20 protein-coding genes are annotated in these 19,224 nt (G+C 52.9%); 12 read left to right on the forward strand and 8 right to left on the reverse strand.

Going from position 1 to position 19,224, the window contains the following annotated elements:
• Window positions 1-225: 225 nt before the first annotated feature.
• A complete protein-coding gene (locus tag L5470_RS04970; protein ID WP_499498535.1) occupies window positions 226-1,395 on the forward strand; it encodes a proline-rich domain-containing protein in 1,170 nt (389 codons plus the stop codon).
• On the opposite strand, the gene L5470_RS04975 is transcribed toward L5470_RS04970, so the two are convergent.
• The 3 genes from L5470_RS04975 to L5470_RS04985 all read right to left on the reverse strand — a co-directional run bounded on the left by L5470_RS04975 (window position 1,392) and on the right by L5470_RS04985 (window position 5,482).
• A complete protein-coding gene (locus tag L5470_RS04975) occupies window positions 1,392-3,584 on the reverse strand; it encodes a glycosyltransferase family 2 protein (protein ID WP_499498537.1) in 2,193 nt (730 codons plus the stop codon). The genes L5470_RS04970 and L5470_RS04975 overlap by 4 nt on opposite strands.
• A 2-nt stretch (window positions 3,585-3,586) precedes the next feature.
• On the reverse strand, window positions 3,587-4,840 hold the full coding sequence (locus L5470_RS04980) for an HlyD family secretion protein (RefSeq protein ID WP_499498539.1): 1,254 nt from the start codon (window positions 4,838-4,840) through the stop codon (window positions 3,587-3,589).
• Between the two features lie 405 nt (window positions 4,841-5,245).
• Window positions 5,246-5,482 carry a peroxiredoxin gene (locus L5470_RS04985; protein WP_499498541.1) on the reverse strand — a complete coding sequence of 79 codons (237 nt, stop codon included), beginning with the start codon at window positions 5,480-5,482 and terminating at the stop codon, window positions 5,246-5,248.
• 433 nt (window positions 5,483-5,915) lie between these two features.
• Between L5470_RS04985 and L5470_RS04990 the strand changes: the two genes are divergently transcribed.
• From L5470_RS04990 to L5470_RS05020, 7 genes are all read left to right on the forward strand, one after another.
• Complete coding sequence (locus tag L5470_RS04990) at window positions 5,916-6,224, forward strand: carbon dioxide-concentrating mechanism protein CcmK (RefSeq protein ID WP_011056791.1); 309 nt, start codon at window positions 5,916-5,918, stop codon at window positions 6,222-6,224.
• Between the two features lie 68 nt (window positions 6,225-6,292).
• Entirely contained in the window at window positions 6,293-6,634 is a 342-nt protein-coding gene (locus L5470_RS04995) for a carbon dioxide-concentrating mechanism protein CcmK (protein WP_499498545.1), read from the forward strand.
• On the forward strand, window positions 6,634-6,933 hold the full coding sequence (ccmL, locus tag L5470_RS05000; RefSeq protein WP_099798420.1) for a beta-carboxysome shell vertex protein CcmL: 300 nt from the start codon (window positions 6,634-6,636) through the stop codon (window positions 6,931-6,933). The genes L5470_RS04995 and ccmL overlap by 1 nt, the downstream gene beginning before the upstream one ends.
• 19 nt (window positions 6,934-6,952) lie before the next feature.
• Window positions 6,953-8,905: a beta-carboxysome scaffolding protein CcmM gene (gene ccmM, locus L5470_RS05005; RefSeq protein ID WP_499498547.1), complete on the forward strand. Its 1,953-nt coding sequence runs from the start codon at window positions 6,953-6,955 to the stop codon at window positions 8,903-8,905.
• A gap of 22 nt (window positions 8,906-8,927) precedes the next feature.
• The gene (ccmN, locus tag L5470_RS05010) at window positions 8,928-9,527 is read left to right on the forward strand and encodes a beta-carboxysome scaffolding protein CcmN (RefSeq protein ID WP_499498549.1); all 600 of its coding nucleotides are present in this window, start codon (window positions 8,928-8,930) and stop codon (window positions 9,525-9,527) included.
• Window positions 9,514-9,765 (forward strand): hypothetical protein, encoded by a 252-nt coding sequence (locus L5470_RS05015; RefSeq protein ID WP_099798423.1) that lies wholly within the window; start codon window positions 9,514-9,516, stop codon window positions 9,763-9,765. Before ccmN ends, L5470_RS05015 begins: the two co-directional genes overlap by 14 nt.
• A 112-nt stretch (window positions 9,766-9,877) precedes the next feature.
• Window positions 9,878-10,312: a hypothetical protein gene (locus tag L5470_RS05020; RefSeq protein WP_099798424.1), complete on the forward strand. Its 435-nt coding sequence runs from the start codon at window positions 9,878-9,880 to the stop codon at window positions 10,310-10,312.
• Here the strand turns inward: L5470_RS05020 and L5470_RS05025 are convergent.
• From L5470_RS05025 to L5470_RS05035, 3 genes are all read right to left on the reverse strand, one after another.
• The gene (locus tag L5470_RS05025) at window positions 10,295-10,681 is read right to left on the reverse strand and encodes an NAD(P)/FAD-dependent oxidoreductase (RefSeq protein WP_227517565.1); all 387 of its coding nucleotides are present in this window, start codon (window positions 10,679-10,681) and stop codon (window positions 10,295-10,297) included. The two genes, L5470_RS05020 and L5470_RS05025, sit on opposite strands and share 18 nt — an antisense overlap.
• 239 nt (window positions 10,682-10,920) lie before the next feature.
• Window positions 10,921-11,583 carry an aminoacetone oxidase family FAD-binding enzyme gene (locus tag L5470_RS05030; RefSeq protein WP_099798426.1) on the reverse strand — a complete coding sequence of 221 codons (663 nt, stop codon included), beginning with the start codon at window positions 11,581-11,583 and terminating at the stop codon, window positions 10,921-10,923.
• A 9-nt stretch (window positions 11,584-11,592) separates the two neighbouring features.
• The gene (locus L5470_RS05035; protein WP_499498552.1) at window positions 11,593-13,338 is read right to left on the reverse strand and encodes a mechanosensitive ion channel family protein; all 1,746 of its coding nucleotides are present in this window, start codon (window positions 13,336-13,338) and stop codon (window positions 11,593-11,595) included.
• A 757-nt stretch (window positions 13,339-14,095) separates the two neighbouring features.
• On the opposite strand from L5470_RS05035, the gene L5470_RS05040 reads away from it, so the two are divergent.
• The 4 genes from L5470_RS05040 to hmpF all read left to right on the forward strand — a co-directional run bounded on the left by L5470_RS05040 (window position 14,096) and on the right by hmpF (window position 18,067).
• The gene (locus L5470_RS05040) at window positions 14,096-14,617 is read left to right on the forward strand and encodes a ferric uptake regulation protein (RefSeq protein ID WP_499498554.1); all 522 of its coding nucleotides are present in this window, start codon (window positions 14,096-14,098) and stop codon (window positions 14,615-14,617) included.
• The gene (locus tag L5470_RS05045; RefSeq protein ID WP_499498556.1) at window positions 14,614-15,159 is read left to right on the forward strand and encodes a DUF2808 domain-containing protein; all 546 of its coding nucleotides are present in this window, start codon (window positions 14,614-14,616) and stop codon (window positions 15,157-15,159) included. Before L5470_RS05040 ends, L5470_RS05045 begins: the two co-directional genes overlap by 4 nt.
• Window positions 15,160-15,174: 15 nt before the next feature.
• Window positions 15,175-16,071: a S66 peptidase family protein gene (locus L5470_RS05050; protein WP_499498558.1), complete on the forward strand. Its 897-nt coding sequence runs from the start codon at window positions 15,175-15,177 to the stop codon at window positions 16,069-16,071.
• A gap of 307 nt (window positions 16,072-16,378) precedes the next feature.
• The gene (gene hmpF, locus L5470_RS05055) at window positions 16,379-18,067 is read left to right on the forward strand and encodes a pilus motility taxis protein HmpF (protein ID WP_499498560.1); all 1,689 of its coding nucleotides are present in this window, start codon (window positions 16,379-16,381) and stop codon (window positions 18,065-18,067) included.
• Between the two features lie 77 nt (window positions 18,068-18,144).
• Here the strand turns inward: hmpF and L5470_RS05060 are convergent, their stop codons facing one another.
• Window positions 18,145-18,585 (reverse strand): hypothetical protein, encoded by a 441-nt coding sequence (locus L5470_RS05060; protein ID WP_099799825.1) that lies wholly within the window; start codon window positions 18,583-18,585, stop codon window positions 18,145-18,147.
• A gap of 118 nt (window positions 18,586-18,703) precedes the next feature.
• Window positions 18,704-19,222, reverse strand: a complete 519-nt coding sequence (locus L5470_RS05065; protein WP_499498562.1) for a peroxiredoxin — start codon at window positions 19,220-19,222, stop codon at window positions 18,704-18,706.
• Window positions 19,223-19,224: the final 2 nt, after the last annotated feature.

The raw sequence follows: 19,224 nt of genomic DNA on the forward strand, positions 1-19,224 counted from the left end.
TATAGCCTGCCTTAAGGTCTTTGCAGACTGACACAAGCAGGCATTGAGAGGATACAAAAACCTACTTGACATCAAGTCTATGCAGAACCTTCGCTCTTACGCCAAACTTGAATCGCTAATTCCATCGCAAGGAAGAAATCGATAGCAAGTATAATTTAGGTACATAGATATCTACGCTGTGCCCTCTGCTTTGGCAGTGCCTCCGCCGTTACTCAGTGCAAGATCATGGGCGATCGCGAACTTATTGAACAATTTGTAACAGATCTACTCCAGAAGAATTCGCGAATGCTCTCGAATCGGCACTTGCGGGTTGAGCTAACCTTTGACGAAGTGCAACTTATCTCCTACAAAGACGGCATGGTGGCACGGGTCAAAACCGATGCCCCTAATTTAGCCATTGAAGTACGAGATGCATCCCCTTTTCGCCCCCTACTCGAAGAAGTCATGGTAGGGCACAACATCTTTCAGGTGGGTATTTCGAAGTCTGCGGGCTTTTTGCGTTACGAACCCCGTACCATTCCCGAAGGCTACCTAGTGCAATATACAGAAGGGGGTGTGCTCTGGAAAGATCGCTGGGCTAGGGGAAAACGGCGCAGTGCCCTCAGTGGTGGGGGGAATTCTTTGGGGATGGATGCCATGATTCTGTATCGCGGCACATGGTATCCCATCCAGAGTGTGAATGCCGCCAATGGCTTTATATCCGTTCGTACCCTTGGCGGTGAGGCCACCTACAGCGCCTCAGACTTTGTGGTTTGGTTAAAAAAAGAAAAAAGCGAGAGCGAAGAGACCCCAAGCCAAATCACTGCCTATAAGATTGGTGAGCGACTCCCTGATGTGGACAGCGCCCCCACCCGTATTCTTGAAACAACAGAGATCGCTGCTCCAGCTACCCCTACAGTTGAGGAGAATACAGTTTTGCAACCAACACCCGCGGCTGCCGCCGATACGGACGACTACTCCATTATTGCCCCCCCACCAGTACCAGCAGTAGCTGCAACCACGAGTGCCCCACCGGTGGCACCCCAAGGGTATCCGCAGCAAAGCTATGAACAATCAGTGGGCTACCCCCACCCCGGCTACGAGTATTCCCAAGGGTATCCGCAGCAGAGCTATGAACAATCAGTGGGTTACCCCCATCCCAGCTACGAGTATTCCCAAGGGTATCCGCAGCAGGGCTATGAACAATCAGTGGGCTATCCCCATCCCAGCTATGCCGCGAACTACCCGCCGCAGGCCTATCAGCACATTGATCCGAATATCCAAATGGCACTCACGTACCTGCAATCGAGCTTAGCTTACCTATTGCAGGTGGAACCGAAAAGCCCCCATATCCATGCAGCGATTCGGGCAACTAGTATGGCGATTCAAAACTTACTTGGTATTCTCAACCATTAGCGACTTTCGGCAAGGGGGTGTAAGCGCAGCACGGCTTGCAGCATCGCCCATGCCGTTTTAATCTCCGGTACCCGGATTTCATCCCATTGGCCAGGCTGGCAGTAAAGGTACGGTATCAAGCGGCGTTGCTCTGCCAAGGAGAGTTCCACAAAGCAAATGCCCACCGCCACGGCGCGATCGCACCCCTGGCGCAGCGCCATTAATTGTTTGCAGTCGTACCAGCGCAATTCCGCCGCCAGCCACAAATCCCCTAGCTCACTGGGGGGACAAAACCGAAATTGGCCGCCGTCGGTAGCGACAGCCTTTACCTTACGGGAAGGTTTGCACCGTTCCAACATCAGCCGTGCGCCTCCTTCCGATAGATCAACGGTATGACCAAAATAGCGATCGCCCCCGAGGTATAACTCACAGGGTTCACGGCGCAGGAAGCGGATAAAGCGCCGTTGGGGTACATCAATGGCCACCAGCATACAGATCAGCAGCAGCGACAGGTTATACGCCGACCAAACCATATTCACCGCCAAACTGTCGGGATTCACAATCGTATCCTGTAAGCTGGAACTGCGATAGATGAGCCCCAAAATTGTAAGAACAGCAACAATCAAGAGGGGGGAAATCAATGGCCAATTGATGTGAATACGATGGGGATCCACAACCCCCTTCGGCGTGACCTTAAAGGTTTTACCACTAGGGCGGATGAGCGTCCGCACCACTGTTAAGGCCATGGGGAAGCAGATAATCGTCTCATAGACATCAGACCAAAAGGCAGATCTGCGCCCCTCCGTTAGCCACGAAAAGGCCATGATATTGCCAAGATAGTAGGGAACATAGAAATAGAGAATTTCATTGATGGTGGCTCGCAGAGGCGCTAAGCCAAAGATTAGAAAGGCGAGGGGTACCAGCAAAAACAACACCCGTGGGATAGAGAGAAGCCAGTAGATAAGGCTCAACGCGTGGGAGAGCCGTTGCAAAATCCCCAGATTGGGAGCTGTAAGAAAGTTCCCGCCCAAGAACAGCATTTGCAACGTCCCTTGTCCCCAGCGCAGTCGTTGGTTGATATAGGCACTAATGGTCTCAGGAGACATCCCTGCCGATAGGGCTTCATTGAGGTACTTTACCCGGTAGCCGAGAGCTTGCAGCTTGATGCTGGTCATGTAGTCCTCGGTGATGCTGTCGGTGGGAATGCCGCCAATTTCATCCAGTGCCGAGCGACGAATGACAAAACAGGTACCACAGCAGACCACTGAGTCAAAATAATCCCGACTGGGTTGAATGAAACGAAAGAAGAGGTTTTGCTCATTACTGAGGATGCCCTCTAACCCTAGGTTCACCGCCACTGGGTCTTCATTGAAGAAGTGTTGCGGGGTCTGCACCAAGGCTGTTTTGGCATCTTGGAAAAAGCCCACGGTACGGGTGAGGAAGTTACGGGTGGGCATAAAATCGGCATCAAACACCGCAATTAACTCACCGCTGAGGCTGGGAAGCGCATGGTTAATGTTACCCGCCTTGGCGTGGCGGTTATCGGGGCGATCGCGATACCCACAGCCTAATTCTGCTGCAAGGGCGCGCACCGCTGGCCGTCGGGTATCATCCAGTAAATAAATGCGTTTGTGGGGATAGTCCATGGCTTGGCAAGCAATGACGGAGCGCCGCAGAATATCCACCCCCTCATTGTAGGTGGGTAAAATCACATCGACCCACGGTACATACTCCCCCCGCAGCACCGCTTGGCTAAGACGATCCGCTTCGGGGCTGCGATCAATAGAAAAAATGCAGTGAAAGAAAAAAGCCACCGTATTGGTAACTGTGAGCAGTTCCGCTAGGAACAGCGCCACAGAGATGCTGCCATTGAGCAGATCATCCAGATTTAAGGTGGCAAATAACCGCCACAACTCGTAGCGAATACCGAGCAGGGCAAGGCCGGCACTGATGATCAGCCGCGACCAGAATGTGGGCTTGGGCGATAGCTCTTTGAGTAAAAAGGTAATCGCAAGCCAAACCAATGCTGGCATGAGCAGTGCTTCGGGGGTGGTGCCATCGACGCGAAACGTTGCTTGGCCACTATGCCAGAGACCAACGACGTTCGGCCAGAGGTTACGCCAGTCGAGTTGCAGGAGCAGCACCCCCAACAGGGATGCCGCACCAAGCCCAAGTAACCCATCCTCTACGGATAAAGATGACCTGCGCATCCTTAGGAGCCAAAGACGACTTCCACACTCTGACCAACGCCACAGAAGTTCTGGGCGCTTAGCTCTGGGGGCAAGGTGTCCAGTTGAACATCTACCGCTAGCTCGTTGCGCACTAGATCGGGAGGGGGCACAGCAATATTTTCCCCCACCTCTACTTTGCCAGGGCCACCACGAATGGCACGCACATATCCTTTAATGCGGCGATCGCTACCATCCAGTAGGCGCACTGTGGCGGCCTGACCGACTCGCAGTCGTGCATTATTCCGCTCTGCGACTAAGGCGGTTGCCCACACGTCCTGACAGTCTAGCAGTTTCACAATGGGATCGCCTGCTGCTAGCGGAATCCCTAGGGTGCCGGTTTTATGAATTACCGACCAAACCACACTGGTGGTGGGTACGGTAATGGCCGCGGTTCGTTGGAGTTGCAACTGCCGGTTAATGTTGGCAATTTCGCGCTGCAGTTGGGCAATGGTGGTCTCGCGCTCTAGAATCTCGACCTCCAGATCGACCACCTCTAACTGCAAATCAATGAGGCGAATTTGCGGAAAACTAAAGGTGCGAGAGGCATCTAGTTGCAGTCCTTGGCGTGCCGCTTGCAGGGCAATTTGTTGGCGCTGGAGTTCTGCTTGTTTACTCTCAACAATTTTGGCAGCCTGTTGGGCGCGGGAGACAGCATCATCCGCTAGCTGTCGTGCCACAGCCCCCGATTGGGCTAAACTGCTGTAGCGATCTGCCTCAATGCGGGCAAAGGCAAGGGCTTCTTGGGCTTGCCGTAGTTCGCCGAGACTGCGCCGCACCGCCTCTTGGCCATAGCGGACTTCTAGTGTCTGCTGGCTTTGTTGGTAGCGATCCATTGCCTGAATCAGAGCTTGACGGCTCTTACGTTTGCGCTCGAGGGCTTGGCGCTGACTGCGGGCAACCTGTAAACGGGTTTCTAGATTTTGGCGATCGGTTTCTAACTGTGGGTTGCGATCGTTGCGGATGATGCCAATTTTGGTGCCAGCGGTAAGGGAGTCGCCCGGACGCAGGAAATTTAAGGTTGCGGTTCCCGGAATGGTAGCGTAAAGGGTGATCACCGTACCGTTAAGATACCCGACACGACTGACCACATAGCGCTGCCGCCACCACAGTAAATAAATGGCTAAACCAATGAGGGTCACTCCCAGCCCAATACGTAAAATGCGAAAAACACGGCGGCGCTGGTTAAGCTCAGGCGGTTTAACTGGCGCGGAGGCAGGGGAGGGCAGCACTTCCATACAATATCTACAATATCAGGGAAACCGCACTTAGAGAGCTGTGTATGAAGAGCTCCCGACTGTCATCTTCATTGAGTCAACACAACTCAGTAGAAAGCGGGCTTTACGCTTCACACACTTGCCCGTACAGAGGCCTTGGCGTGCTGCCACCGTGCGACCCACAGCGGAGACACAGAGGGATAGCTTGGTAGCCCCGTACTTTAGTACAGGGAGGAAAAGCTACCTAGCAACTTTAGTTGCTCTGTGCTAATCTATACTTAATCGCCATCCTTGGTGAAAAACCCAATCGGCGACAGTTGTTACAAGTAAGCAGAACTTTGGGGCTTTGCCTCAAGGAACTGTGTAGGGGCGGTTTGCTCACGCCTTTACGAGTTCGTTTGTGGACTGCGTAAGAATCCCCCGACTTTAGTCGGTGGGAGTGTCAATATCGGGACTAATCCCCAAAATAGTGACGTTGCGTTGTGCTAACGCCGCTGCCACCTCTCGGTAACCGCAAGCTTCCTTAGTGCAGCCGGGCGTGTTATCACGGGGGTAGAAGTACAAAATAACCCATTGCCCTCGCAATTCCTCTAAGCTAACTAAGGTGCCACTGGCATCTGGCAGCGTAAACAAAGGGGCAAAACTACCAACCTCTAAAAACATTGACGCAACCTTTTCAAAATGTCTTGAGTGGACATACAACAAATAGACACAAACCTATTAGTGATTGATTCGACATTGAAAAACTCAATTTCAATCTTGCGATCACGGGAAAACCGTTGACTTATCTATGCTAATTCAATTCGGCTTAGATTTTGATCTATGAATGAAGTCCATGAGAGCTGCAAACGCCGGTCTAGTACCGCAAACATCGCAGTTGAATCAGGTTTCATAATAGTAGAAACTAGAAAATATTATCAAGGGTTATATTGTCAAAAGAAACCCCTAACCCTATGCTTGTCATAGAGATAAAAAGACGGTGATTAACGTAACGATAACAATCGGCCATCCCGTCATAAATTTCTGGGGCGATCAATTTGATTGCAACTGTAATTTTTGTACTGCTTACCCTTATTCTAATTAGGAGAGCTTACTCATGCCAATTGCTGTGGGAATGATTGAAACGCGCGGATTCCCCGCCGTCGTCGAAGCAGCAGACGCAATGGTAAAAGCCGCACGGGTCACCCTTGTGGGCTACGAAAAAATCGGCAGTGGTCGGGTCACGGTCATTGTCCGGGGCGATGTCTCCGAAGTGCAAGCCTCGGTGGCGGCAGGAGTTGACTCTGCCAAGCGAGTTAATGGTGGTGAGGTTCTTTCGACCCACATCATTGCCCGTCCCCACGAAAACCTTGAATACGTCTTGCCGATTCGTTACACGGAAGCGGTTGAACAGTTCCGTAACTAATACATTTCCCACAGGTCAATGTTCAGTTGCATCGCACCATCACTTTCTAATGTTTAGGAGCTATTACAATGGCAATTGCTGTCGGAATGATTGAAACGTTGGGCTTTCCTGCTGTCGTTGAAGCGGCAGACGCAATGGTAAAAGCTGCGCGGGTTACCCTTGTGGGCTACGAAAAAATTGGTAGTGGCCGAGTCACGGTTATTGTTCGGGGTGATGTCTCAGAAGTACAGGCCTCAGTGGCGGCTGGGGKAGAAAACGTGAAGCGAGTCAACGGTGGTCAAGTGCTCTCGACCCACATCATTGCCCGTCCCCACGAGAACCTTGAGTACGTCCTGCCCATTCGCTACACCGAAGCAGTGGAGCAGTTCCGTGAAAGTGTTAGTGGCATTCGTCCGATGGGTCGCCCATAGTGAAAATTGCACGAGTGTGCGGCACGGTTACCAGTACTCAAAAAGAAGACACCTTAGCGGGAGTCAAGTTTTTAGTCTTGCAATATTTGGGTGAGGACGGCGAATTTTTACCCGACTACGAAGTCGCTGCGGATACAGTGGGTGCAGGACAAGACGAATGGGTGCTGGTGAGTCGAGGGAGTGCCGCCCGCTACATCGTCAACAGTACTCAGCGACCCATTGATGCAGCCGTTGTGGCCATCATTGACACCGTAAGTCGGGATAACTATTTGCTGTATAGCAAGCGTACCCAGTATTAGCAGTTGGAGACTTCTCCCTATGGCGGTTCAAAGTTATGCGGCACCTCCTACGCCATGGTCACGGGATTTAGCGGAGCCAGACATTGCCAGTTCGGCTTACGTTCACTCCTTTAGTAACCTCATCGGAGATGTCCGCATCAAAGATTATGTGCACATTGCCCCCGGTACCTCGATTCGTGCCGACGAAGGGACACCCTTCCATATTGGTTCCTATACCAATGTTCAAGATGGCGTGGTCATTCACGGTTTACAGCAGGGGCGAGTCATTGGCGATGATGGTCAAGAGTATTCCGTGTGGATTGGCAACAATGCCTCGATTACTCACATGGCGCTCATCCATGGCCCCGCCTACATCGGTGATGGCTGCTTTATTGGCTTTCGCTCAACAGTATTTAATGCACGGGTGGGAGCAGGCTGTGTTGTCATGATGCATGCCCTGATTCAGGATGTTGAAATTCCACCCGGTAAATATATTCCTTCAGGAATGGTGATCACCAATCAACAACAGGCGGATCGCCTTCCCAACGTCGAGGAATCAGATATTCATTTTGCTCAGCATGTTGTGGGGATTAACAAGGCACTGCTGTCGGGCTATCGCTGTGCTGAAAATATTGCCTGTATTGCCCCCATTCGCAATGAGCAGCGGGGTCAGGCTGACCCACAGATGTTACAGGTTGAAACGCTTACCGGGGAAAATCGTACCATGACAACAGATTACGCGACTCACGTCCGCCAACTGTTGCAGCAGGGGTATCACATTGGGCTGGAGTATGCGGATGCGCGACGGTATCGCACCAGTTCTTGGCAGAGTTGCCCAACGCTGACAGCACAACAGGAATCGCAGGTATTAGCAGCCATAGCGCAGCTTCTGAATGAGCACGCGGGTGAATATGTGCGGCTCATTGGTGTTGATCAGCGAGCTAAGCGGCGTGTTTTTGAACAGGTGATTCAACGCCCAGGGGATGCGGCTCCTGCTAGCGATCGCCCCAGTGGGTCAGCACCCGTGGTGGGTGCGGTTCCTAGCGGCTCCCTTGATAGCTCCGTTACAGCGCAGGTGCGGCAGTTATTACAGCAGGGCTACCAAATTGGCACTGAGCACGCGGATGCCCGCCGCTACCGCACCAGCTCTTGGACCAGTTGTGCCCCTATTCAATCGCAGCGGGAGCCAGAGGTGATCGCTGCCCTTGAAGCCTGCCTTCAGGAACATGCGGGGGAGTATGTGCGCCTGATTGGCATTGACAAGACGCAAAAACGGCGGGTGTTCGAGCAAATTATTCAGCGACCGGACGGTGCCGTGGCGATCGCCCCCAAAGCAATGAATACCAGCATTAACAATGGCAGTGCCACCCCCAGTGATACAGTGTTGAGTGCCGATGTTCTGAACCAAGTACAGGATCTACTGCGGCAAGGGTGCGTGATCACCACTGAGTATGCTGATCAACGGCGGTTCCGTACCAGTTCATGGCAGAGTGGCATCAAAATTACCTCTGCCCAAGGTATCAACGATCTGAGCACCTTTTTAGCCGAGCATCCACGGGATTACGTTCGCCTTGTGGGGGTCAACCCACAGGCTAAACAGCGCGTCCTAGAAGTGATTATTCATCGCCCTAACGGTCACGCAGCAACTAATGGCAGTAGTACCCGCGGTAAAGGGTTTGCTCCTAGCAGCACGGCCAACCCGACACGCACTGCTAGCACAAGCCATGGCCTAGACTCAGAGGTGGTTCAGCGCGTGCAGCAGCTCCTGCAACAGGGACACCAGTTAGCCCTAGAGCATGTGGATGCCCGCCGTTATCGCACCAACTCGTGGCAGAGTGGCCCGCGTATTGAGGCCAAAACCCTGAATGAGGCACTTGCCGCCATTCAAGCCTGCCTGCAAGAGTATAGTGGCGAGTACGTCCGCCTCATTGGTGTGAACCCTGCCAGTAAGCAACGGGTGGCGCAGATTCTGCTGCAACAGGCCACTAAGTAGCCCTCCCAAGTGAGGTGCCCCGATGCCCCTGCCGCCCTTGGCCTTACCCCCGACTCCTGCCGTACGGATTGCTGGTGATGTGGTGGTACATCCCCAAGCTATTCTGGCACCGGGGGTCTTGCTCTGGGCTGAAGCGGGGGCAACCATTCGCATTGCTGCTGGGGTGTGTATTGGTATGGGCAGCGTTATTCATGCCCACGGCGGCGCAATTACAGTAAGCGAAGGGGTCAATATCGGGGCGGGGGTGTTACTCATTGGCCAAGTCACCATTGAACCCCATGCCTGTATTGGCACCAGTGCCACCCTGATCAACACCATCGTTCCTGCCGGAGCGGTGGTTGCTGCGGGATCACTCATGGGGGATAACAGTCGCCGCTGGCAACCGGAGCCAGCGCCAGAGACCAGCGATCCATGGCAAGAGGCGGCCTCCCCAGCCAGCCCTGCCCCTGATACCCCACATTCCCCAGATTCACCGCCAACAGACACAGAGCCAGCCCCTGTAGCGGCGGTTGAGAATGCAACCCCTACAGCCAAGCCTACGGTTGTCTATGGCCAAGCTTACGTGAGCCAGATGTTTGCGAAAATGTTTCGCACTGAGCCACTGACCAATGAACAGCCGTAATTTCTGGTGGCACCACCCGTGGCGGATGGTGGGGGTAGCACTGGTGCTCTTGGGTGGGCTGTTGTGGGGCTGGTTTTATCCCCACGCGTTGCAGACAGAGCTTGTGCGAATTCCGCGTCAACCCCATCAGGTATTAGTGAGTCGTTTGTATCTGCCCCTGACAGGCACCCCCCCTTACCCCACCCTGATGCTGTGGCATGGTGTTAAGAACTATTGGCTTAATGTTAAGCATTATTAACTTTGATTGATCAAATAAATAAGACTTATCACACTACTAGAAAGCGATCCTCGCGATCGCTCCTTGGCACAGTTGCAGGTTCTATAAAACACAGTTATTTGGGATATTGTACATGATGCATGGACTCTCGCTCGCCCCTCGATACCGCTTAGATGATACTGATCCATGGCTGTTGGGGATTGATCCCAGTCGGCAGTATTGGTTACAGATCAACGGCGATCCGCAGCAGTTGGCGACAATCCCGGGAGTGGTGGTGCAAAGTATTTCCGATCTGCGGGAGATCATGGAAACGGTGCGATCGCTCCTGCCGGGGCAGCGGGTGCAATTTCAGCGGGCTGCGACATGTTTAGAACTTCACTGCATTGGTGACAATTTATTGGCCATTGCGGATGAGGTGGCGGGGGCACCGGTTTGGCACCTGTTTGACCGCGAAACCCTCGAAAGTTTATTGATGAGCGCGCATCCCCACTGGCAATGCCGCCCAGAGGATGTGGAGTTAGGACGGCGACAGCTTTGGCACTCGTTTCAGTTACCCGTTGCGGCCTAAGCTTTGTCCAGCAATCCAGCCGGTGGTCCATGCACTTTGTAGGTTAAAGCCACCGGTCACGCCATCAATATCTAGCAGTTCTCCTGCCAAAAATAGGCCGGGGCAGCGGCGGCTAGCCATGGTCTTAAAATCCACGTCCTTGAGATCCACGCCGCCACAGGTGACAAACTCCTCTTTGAACACCCCTTTGCCGACAATGGCAAACTCACTGCGATGCAACAGTAATGCTAGTCGCTGGCTACTTTTTTTGGCCAGATGCGCCCAGGTCTGATCAACGGGAATACCCACTAATTCCAGCCAATAGCTCCACAGTCGTCGTGGCAGATCAAAGGGGCAATGGCTGGCGATCGCCCGTTTCGGCAGACGCACACGACACAGAGGGTTAGCTTGGTAGCTCCGTACTTTAGTACGGGGTGGAAAAGCCCTAAAGCAACTTTAGTTGCTCTGTGCTAAACTATACTTGGTCGCCATCCTTGGTGAAAAACCCAATCGGCGACAGTTGTTACAAGTAAGCAGAACTTTGGGGCTTTGCCTCAAGGAACTGTGTAGGGGCGGTTTGCTCACGCCTTTACGAGTTCGTTTKTGGACTGCGTAAGAATCCCCCGACTTTAGTCGGTGGGAGTGTCAATCAGGCCTGCCCGTTCATGCAGACGGGGATCTGCGACTTGGAAGGTAAAAAGGGAGGGCACCGGCGGCACAATAGTATGCCCTAACTGTGCAGCCAAGCGATATCCTTGGGGACTACTGCCTGTGGCCAGCAAGAGGCGATCGGCCACCAGTGGTTCAGGAGCTTGGCTGGTCATAACCTGAAATTCCCCTGCTACGTTGGCAATGCGCTTGACGGCAGCTTGGGTGCGAATGCGAACTCCCAAGGCTTTGGCTTCGGCGACTAAGCAATCAACGATCGTGCTGGAGTCATCAGAAACGGGAAACACGCGCCCATCCGCTTCGGTTTTTAGGGCAACCCCTCGCTCCTGAAACCACTGCATGGTATCCCGCGGCTGAAACCGGTTAAATGCCCCCCGCAGTTCTTTTCCGCCACGGGGATAGTGCTGTACCAAGAGTGCCGGATCAAAACAATGATGAGTCAGGTTACAGCGTCCACCGCCAGAGATGCGCACTTTGCCCAAAACCCTAGGGGCAGCCTCAAGCAGGGTAATCTGCGCCCGGGGATTGGCACTTGCACAGGCGATCGCCCCGAAGAAAGCGGCGGCTCCCCCACCCACAATAATGATGCGATCTGGTCGCTGACCTAGGACGGCAGATGACATCGCTACGGCTTAGGATTCCAACGCGGAGGCATCTGGCGACCCCCCATGGCCATTGACCTCCCGTACCAGATGAAGTTGCTGGTGCAAGCGCCCAATGGGAATACCGTTGGCAGCGAGGACATTCAGCATCCGGCGGCGGAATTCCCGCGCCACCGCCCACTGCTGGCCGGGTTGAGTTTTAATCCAAATACGCACCAACAGACCACTGGCGGTAATCTCATCAATGCCTAACACCTCGGGGGGGGCTAGGAGCTTTKAGTGCCACGCTGGCTCCTCATAGAACTCCTGACTCAGCGCCGCTAATAGACTTAGCATCGGATCTGGCGCAGTGGTGATATCCACCCACACCTCTAAGTTAACCCGGGACCACGTGCGGGTTAGGTTAGCCACCTTCGTAATGGTACTGTTGGGAATGGTAATTAAGCAGCCCTCAGCATTCCGCAGTTGGGTGACCCGCAGGTTCAGGTTTTCTACCATCCCCGCATAGGGTTCAATTTGCACCACATCCCCAATAGCGTACTGATCTTCCCAAACAATCAGCAGCCCGTTAATAATATCCTTAACAAGGTTCTGAGACCCTAGGGAAATGGCTAAGGCAAGGAAGCCCCCCACCGCCAAAATGGAGGAAATAGGCACTCCCAAGGAACTCAGAATCACCACAATCCGCGTCAAGTAGATCAACACGGTCTTGAGGCTGCGCAGCACTTCAATGGTAGTGCCAATGCGCAGGGTGGTTCGTTGGGCATCACTAAACTTGACGAGGTTATTTTGCTCCCAGAAGATGCGAAGGCGATCAAAGGCTAGGTCAGCAAGCTGATTGAGGAGGCCAGTGCCAAACCATACCGCCATCCAGAGAATCGGCAGACCGTAAACCTGTGAACTCCATCCGCGGGTGGCCGGAAATAATGCCAAGATCAACGCCAAGGCGTATAGCCAAAGGGCAATCTGCCCCCAGAGCAGTAAATAGCGCACGAGGCGGATGAGTTTTAGCCGCTGCTTGAGGAAAAATTCAGCCCCCAAGTTGGGCAACAGGGGCAGCGGGCGCTCCGGTTCGTTGGGTTGGGTGGTCGCGGCGATCGATGCCAACTGCCGTTGTATCGTGCGTCGCTGTTGCGCCAACAGGACTTGAAGTAAAAACATGAGGGTACTGGCAGCTAGGACTTTGAGGGCAATCCATGCCGCCGTTTGCAGTTGTGCCATCAGCGCTGTGTAGGTGCGCTCCTTAATGGCTTGGTTCATCTGGGTTTGCAAGATACTGCGCCAGTTTGCCGCAAGAGTGTCTGCCGGTAGTTGATGGTAGTCGCTATCGGCTTCGGTGATTGTAAGAATGCGGGTGGTGCGCTCGGAACGACCGAGACGGCCACTAATGACCAATTCATTATTGAGGCGAGCAACCCCAATATTGACGACCTCTGGGGAACCACGGCGGTTTTCAATGGCGCTATTGAGAATACGGCGCAGATTAGATTGAATGAGTTCAGCACGCAGCTCTACAGGAACGCGATCGCCAGGGTCATTGCGATCGCGCACGGTAGGTGCAGCGATGGTAAACAAGACCCGCCCATCAAAGCGCACCTCCGTTGTTTCCAGTTCGCCAATGCGACGAACGCCAGGGGGGGGCGGTGAAACTGTGGTCTGATTTAATCCCGGAATTGTTACTTGACTAAAGCCTGGAGCTGCCAACAATACCGCGAAACAAACGCTGAGAAGGGCGATCGCCCCCCAACGCCACGCTCGTTTACGGACATTGATCATGAGCCAGTTCATCGTAAACAGCAGATATTTTCTTTTTGAAAGAAAATTTAGACACAGAGGGTTAGCTTGGTAGCTCCGTACTTTAGTACGGGGTGGAAAAGCCCTAAAGCAACTTTAGTTGCTCTGTGCTAAACTATACTTGGTCGCCATCCTTGGTGAAAAACCCAATCGGCGACAGTTGTTACAAGTAAGCAGAACCTTGGGGCTTTGCCTCTAGGAACTGTGTAGGGGCGTCTTGACAACGCCTTTATGAGTTCGTTTATGGACTGCGTAAGAATCCCCCACCTTTAGGTGGTGAGAGTGTCAAATCCTATCCTATCATTCCCTTGAAGTGCTAGGCTGCCACAAGGCTCTATGGATTTGGGTGTTACTGAGTGTGGCTATGACTTGCCTTCATCCCCAACCCTTCTCCCTGGAGAGAAGGGAGCTAAGAGTCTTGTTCCCTCTCCCAAAGGAGAGGGCTAGGGTGAGGGCGGCATTAGGATTGATTGGTGGCCAACTTATGTTAACCCTGCGACTACAGTGCGAGCTTCCCGCCATAAAAAAATGACGTAGTGTCGCGGAATTCCCTATCCACCGATGCGGTGGGGTAGGTTATCTGCGCCGTCATGATTAAATAATGGCTATTTTTTGCAAAAAATTAGTTACTATTAGCGATTCCAATTATTAATTATTCTCAATAAGACTGCATTCTTGCAAATACTGCCGTTGGTCAGTTATCATGCGAATCATAACGGCGGATTGAGCGAATCTCCATATGCCCCTTTACACCGCAGCAGCCCTCAAAGCCGAACTGAACGATAAAGGATGGCGATTAACGCCACAGCGAGAAACCATTCTCAATATTTTCCAAAATTTGCCGAAGGGCAACCACCTGAGTGCCGAAGACTTACACCACGAGCTACGCAAGCAAGGGCACTCCATTAGTTTGTCCACCGTCTATCGGACTGTCAAGCTAATGTCGCGGATGGGCATTTTGCGAGAGTTGGAATTGGCCGAAGGTCATAAGCATTATGAACTGAATACGATGTCACCTCACCATCACCATCACATGGTGTGTGTGCAGTGCAACCGAACAACCGAGTTTGATAATGATTCGATTTTGAAGCAAGCCCTCAAGCAAACCGATAAGTACGGCTTGCAAATGATTGATTGCCAGCTTACCATCTATACCATTTGTCCGGAAGCGTTGCGGCGTGGTTATCCGGGGCTGCCTGAGAATTGGATGTGTAGTAGCGCGATCGCCCACAGTTCTGAACCGCCCCCCCGTGCAAAATGATCAAACGCACCAAATCTTTTTTCGTGGGAGTTGGCCTTGCCCTTAGTGCAGCGCCGTGGGTGGGGGCAGTGGAATTCCCTGATGGTCGCGTTGCCTTTGATCAACCGCCAATTTTTGCTGAAGCAAATACCCGCTATCCCCAAGTATTAATTCCCAGCCCTATCTACAACTTTATTTTGCGGGTGCCTGATACTGCCGGTGAACCCCTTGCCCGTCTAGAGATTCAGCAGTTACCAGCTCTAGAAACCCTTTATTTTCAACCGCAGCGTACCCGTGCCTTTGTTGGCACCCGACCTCGCCAACGCACTTCCCTTGCTGCGGCTGTGTTTGACCCCAGCGACCAAGTGCTACGCATCACCTTTGATCCGCCCATTCCTCCGGGAAGCTATTTGCGGGTGGAGATCTCCCCTGTGCGCAACCCTCAATGGGAGGGGGTGTATTTGTTTGGTGTGACGGCCTTTCCGCGGGGTGGCGATCGGGCGATTGGCCAGTATATTGGTACTGGGCGATTGCAGTTTTACCGTGGCTCAGACTTCCTGTGATCGGATGTGGATGAGATGACGCTGGCCATTCTGCCGCCCCCGTTGCAGCCGGGCGATCGCCTTGGCGTGGCCTTTCCCAGCGGCGTACTGCGACACCAAGAGGCGTTTTGGCAAGGGGTGGCCTGTTGGCAAGCCCAAGGCTACGAAGTGCTGGTGGACGAAGCGGCCTTTGACGGGTGGGGCTACCTTGCAGGCTCCGATGCCCAACGGCGCGAGCGCCTGCGCCACCTATTGCAAGATACTACTATTAAAGCCATTCTCTGTGGCCGCGGTGGGTTTGGTAGCACCCGCTTACTCGAAGCATGGCAATGGCTGCCCTGTGCCCCGAAGTGGCTGATTGGGTTTTCCGATATTACCGCCCTGCTGTGGAGCTATGCCGCCCAAGGCGTCGCAGGGGTGCATGGCCCAGTCCTGACAACGCTGGCCGCCGAACCTCTGTGGAGCCAAACTCGCCTGTTTAACTGCGTACAGCGACAGCCGCTGCCCCCCCTCTCAGGCACTGCTTGGGGAGGCGGCTGTGTCCAAGGACGGCTATTGGTGGGTAACCTGACGGTGGCAACCCATTTGCTAGGCACCCCCGACTGCCCCGACTTTAGCAACGTAATTTTAGCACTAGAGGATGTGGGGGAAGCCCCTTACCGCATTGACCGGATGCTGACCCAATGGCGACGCAGTGGTGTGCTCAAGCAAGTTAAGGGGATTGCCCTAGGGCGGTTTAGTCGCTGTGACGATGCTGCCACCCAACCAAACTTTCGTGTTCTGGAAGTTCTTGGCGATCGCCTAGGGGATTTAGGCATTCCCATTGTCAGTGATCTGCCCTTTGGCCATGAGGGGGTCAATGCCGCCTTACCGGTTGGCGTGCTTGCAGAACTGGATGGCGATCGCGGCCAGTTGCGCGTGCTGGCATCGTAAGGTTGCCGACAAATTCAGCTACTATCGCTTCATGCCTGATCTATAATGTGTCTAGCTTTAACCACCCTTGGCCTGCTAGCGCCAGTCTGGGGCACCCGCTATATATTGTTGCCCTGATGATGGCATTCCCGTTTAGTATGGAATTGATTTGCTGCCGTGAGGCTAACACTTGTTAGTTTGATATGACGAGCGCTAACTCTGGATATTTTTTGTCCTTGAGTTCATCGTGCTCGATCGTGCTCGAGGCATGCATTCGCTAAGTTCCGTTGTGTGTAAGTATTTGCATTAGATTAAGAGGTCAAGGGCTGTGCAGTATCTCGCGGAAGTCATTAAAAAAACGGGTTTCATGGGTACGAAATCCGAACTAAAACTTCTGATGCGTGAACAATCTGGGTACTGGCATCCTGTCTCCCAAAACGAAGACACCATCCCATTTGACAATAGCCGCGACTACGGTAATGGGGTGCTGGTCTTTGTTGAGATGGCTGCCAATCGTCAGATTCAGCATATAGATGAAGCTTCACGGCGACTGACGGGCATTTTACACGGCTTTACACGGATGCGCGAACGCTTCCAAAGCCAAGAAGAAGAAATTGAAGGCTGGAAGCAATCCCTGTCTTACCAAGCAGAAGCCCTCAACCAGAGAGAAGCAGAATTTGAAATTCGTCGTGAAGAGTTACAAGAGCTAGAAGAACAAATTGCCAACTATGAGCAACAACTGGCAGACCTCAATAAACTGCGCTCAGAACTAGGGAGTGAGGAAGAACGCATTCAAGCTGAGCGCCAAGCCCTCGAAAACCTACGCCACCAAGTTCACCAAGAGCAGCAACGGTGGGAGCAATTAAAGTCCAGTCATAGTGTTGGCCTCTCACCGGAGCAGATTCGTCAAGTCGATGGCATCCTGCAACAACTGAGCGATAGCCTCAACAGCAGTAGCACTAATCAGGTTAACGACTGTTTGCAGGTTCTGGAGCAGCAGCAAGCCCTGTTAACCCAATACTGGCAGCAGTTAGAGCAAATTGACCAAGAAGTGGCTCAGCGGCAAGCAGCCCTTGAGCAGCAACTCCACGCATTTCGTGAGCAAGAGCAGGTATGGCATGCAGCCCAAGAACAATTTTGGCAAGATAGCCGGGCGATCGCCCTGCAGGAAGAACTTTGCCGCTACAAGCAATCGGTTCTCGAAAAAGAGCGCCAGCTCCTTGCCCAACAAGAAGAGATGATCCAACAAATGCGGCAGGCCATGGTGAGTGACTTAACCGAAGCGGTAGATGTCAATGCCTTGATGAAAATGGCCATAGAAGATCTAGAAAAAGAAGTGGCTAATCGTGGTAACGATCTCAAGCGAGCCTCCGCCTTTGTCAACGATCAAGAAGAAGAGTTAAAAATGGCGCTGGAGTCCTTGATGGAACTTGAGCAAAAAGCAAAAGATGCCAGTGACTTTGATCGCCTCCAACTAGCTGGTGAAGTGGAAGACGAGCGGCAGCGGTGTAACCTCCTCAACCAAGCCCTTGAAGGTCAGCGCCAACATATCCGTGAAAAAGAAGCGGCCTATAAAATTTACCTGCAAGTTCTCGAAGCCCGTCGAGATCCCGCTTCACAGCAGGGGATTAGTCTGATTCCAATTCTCAGTGAGCTAGAAAAACAGTTTCATGAGTACGGCGTTGCTGTTAACCAACTGGCGGAAGAACTCCAGCACGCCTACACCGATCTCGAAAGTCTGCGCCACGACATTGAAGAGCGCCGCAAACGGCAACAGCAGCAGCGAGATCAGTTGACACAGCAAGAGCAGACGCTGATCGAAGAGCAACGCTTGATTGCGGCCAAACGCGGCCAAGCAGATCTACTACGGGAATTTTTGCAGCCTGTACAGGATCGGCTCAACCAACTGCGGCAAGTACTGGAGAGCTTAGGAGACAACCAAATGAATGGCCGTCCTAGGGCGTTAATTTCTGAGCTTCAGCAAGTGGTGATGAATCTGGGGCAAGGAACGGCGTGACATCCTCCCGACGCTGACCCTACAGTTACAGTGCGGGACGTATTGCTCCCCGAACCCCTCATTAGTTAAAAGTTAAACTAAACTCGCTCCAGTGTGGCTTCCAACAGTTGTTTTAGTTTATGGCTACGGTAAATGCCACTTAAGAGGGTGTAGTGATTGGCATCCACCTGCCAGTAATGCTCAAATCCTGTGCAACGACTTGCATCTCCCAATAGAATAAACTGCTGCACAATGCTATGGGGGGTAATCCAGCCTTCCCCTTCGAGGCGGCCTAACAAACTGTGTTGCAGCACATAGGTAAACATCATTTCGTCTAGTTCTAGCTTACCCCGTGACTGTAAAATCAAGTCTGGTTTAGCTTGTTCAGCGAATGTTACCTTTGCCGCCATAGAAAACCAGTCATCCTGCCCATAGGACACAAGAATCTTGCCAGAGATGGCGATCGCCTCTTGAGGTGGCTCCAGCCAGTAGCCATTCAGGAGCCATCGTCCCGCATCCACTAAGAATGTATGATTCACGCTGAACTTGTCCGAAACAAATGTACTGATTTTATCCACTGAAGGCCGAACTGTACCACGCCCCTTCGCAACCTCTACCGGGGGCAGCCATCAGTGAATTGCGCCACCACCCATAGGCTTAGGCGTGCTGGAGTTCCTCTAAGCGCGCGAGAACTTCTTTACTGTGGGTTGCTGGATTCACCTTGACGTAGCGCTCTCGCAAAATACCGTCGGGGTCAATGATAAAGCTATGGCGTAGGGAGACAAACCCTAACCACGAGCCATAGGCTTTGCTAACGCGGCCATCCGGATCCGAGAGTAGTGGAAAGGTCAACCCTTCGCTATCGCAAAAATCTGCATGGGAATCGACAGAATCGGCGCTGACACCGATAACTTCGGCATTGTGGGCATGGAATTGCTCAATATCTTGCTGGAAGCGCTGCGCCTCAATCGTACAGCCAGAGGTAAAGTCCTTCGGGTAAAAGTAAAGCACCACCCATTTGCCACGGTAATCTGCTAAGCGAACGGGCTGGCTGCTGCCATTGGTGGGCAAGGTAAATTCCGGTGCTGGGGCATCGAGGGGGGGCAGTTCACCTCCTAAGGCCACACTAGGGGCAGACCATCCCACAAGGACAACCAGACTGAGCAGACAAGACAAAA

This window comes from Synechococcus sp. PCC 6717, from assembly GCF_022698185.1.
GTDB lineage: Bacteria > Cyanobacteriota > Cyanobacteriia > Thermosynechococcales > Thermosynechococcaceae > Thermosynechococcus > Thermosynechococcus lividus.

Bases quoted from the DNA above. Each gene is read 5' to 3' on its own strand.
- L5470_RS04970 (WP_499498535.1), top strand. From the start codon at position 226: ATGGGCGATCGCGAACTTATTGAACAATTTGTAACAGATCTACTCCAG.
- L5470_RS04975 (WP_499498537.1), bottom strand. From the start codon at position 3,584: ATGCGCAGGTCATCTTTATCCGTAGAGGATGGGTTACTTGGGCTTGGT.
- L5470_RS04980 (WP_499498539.1), bottom strand. From the start codon at position 4,840: ATGGAAGTGCTGCCCTCCCCTGCCTCCGCGCCAGTTAAACCGCCTGAG.
- L5470_RS04985 (WP_499498541.1), bottom strand. From the start codon at position 5,482: ATGTTTTTAGAGGTTGGTAGTTTTGCCCCTTTGTTTACGCTGCCAGAT.
- L5470_RS04990 (WP_011056791.1), top strand. From the start codon at position 5,916: ATGCCAATTGCTGTGGGAATGATTGAAACGCGCGGATTCCCCGCCGTC.
- ccmM (WP_499498547.1), top strand. From the start codon at position 6,953: ATGGCGGTTCAAAGTTATGCGGCACCTCCTACGCCATGGTCACGGGAT.
- ccmN (WP_499498549.1), top strand. From the start codon at position 8,928: ATGCCCCTGCCGCCCTTGGCCTTACCCCCGACTCCTGCCGTACGGATT.
- L5470_RS05015 (WP_099798423.1), top strand. From the start codon at position 9,514: ATGAACAGCCGTAATTTCTGGTGGCACCACCCGTGGCGGATGGTGGGG.
- L5470_RS05020 (WP_099798424.1), top strand. From the start codon at position 9,878: ATGATGCATGGACTCTCGCTCGCCCCTCGATACCGCTTAGATGATACT.
- L5470_RS05030 (WP_099798426.1), bottom strand. From the start codon at position 11,583: ATGTCATCTGCCGTCCTAGGTCAGCGACCAGATCGCATCATTATTGTG.
- L5470_RS05040 (WP_499498554.1), top strand. From the start codon at position 14,096: ATGCCCCTTTACACCGCAGCAGCCCTCAAAGCCGAACTGAACGATAAA.
- L5470_RS05045 (WP_499498556.1), top strand. From the start codon at position 14,614: ATGATCAAACGCACCAAATCTTTTTTCGTGGGAGTTGGCCTTGCCCTT.
- L5470_RS05050 (WP_499498558.1), top strand. From the start codon at position 15,175: ATGACGCTGGCCATTCTGCCGCCCCCGTTGCAGCCGGGCGATCGCCTT.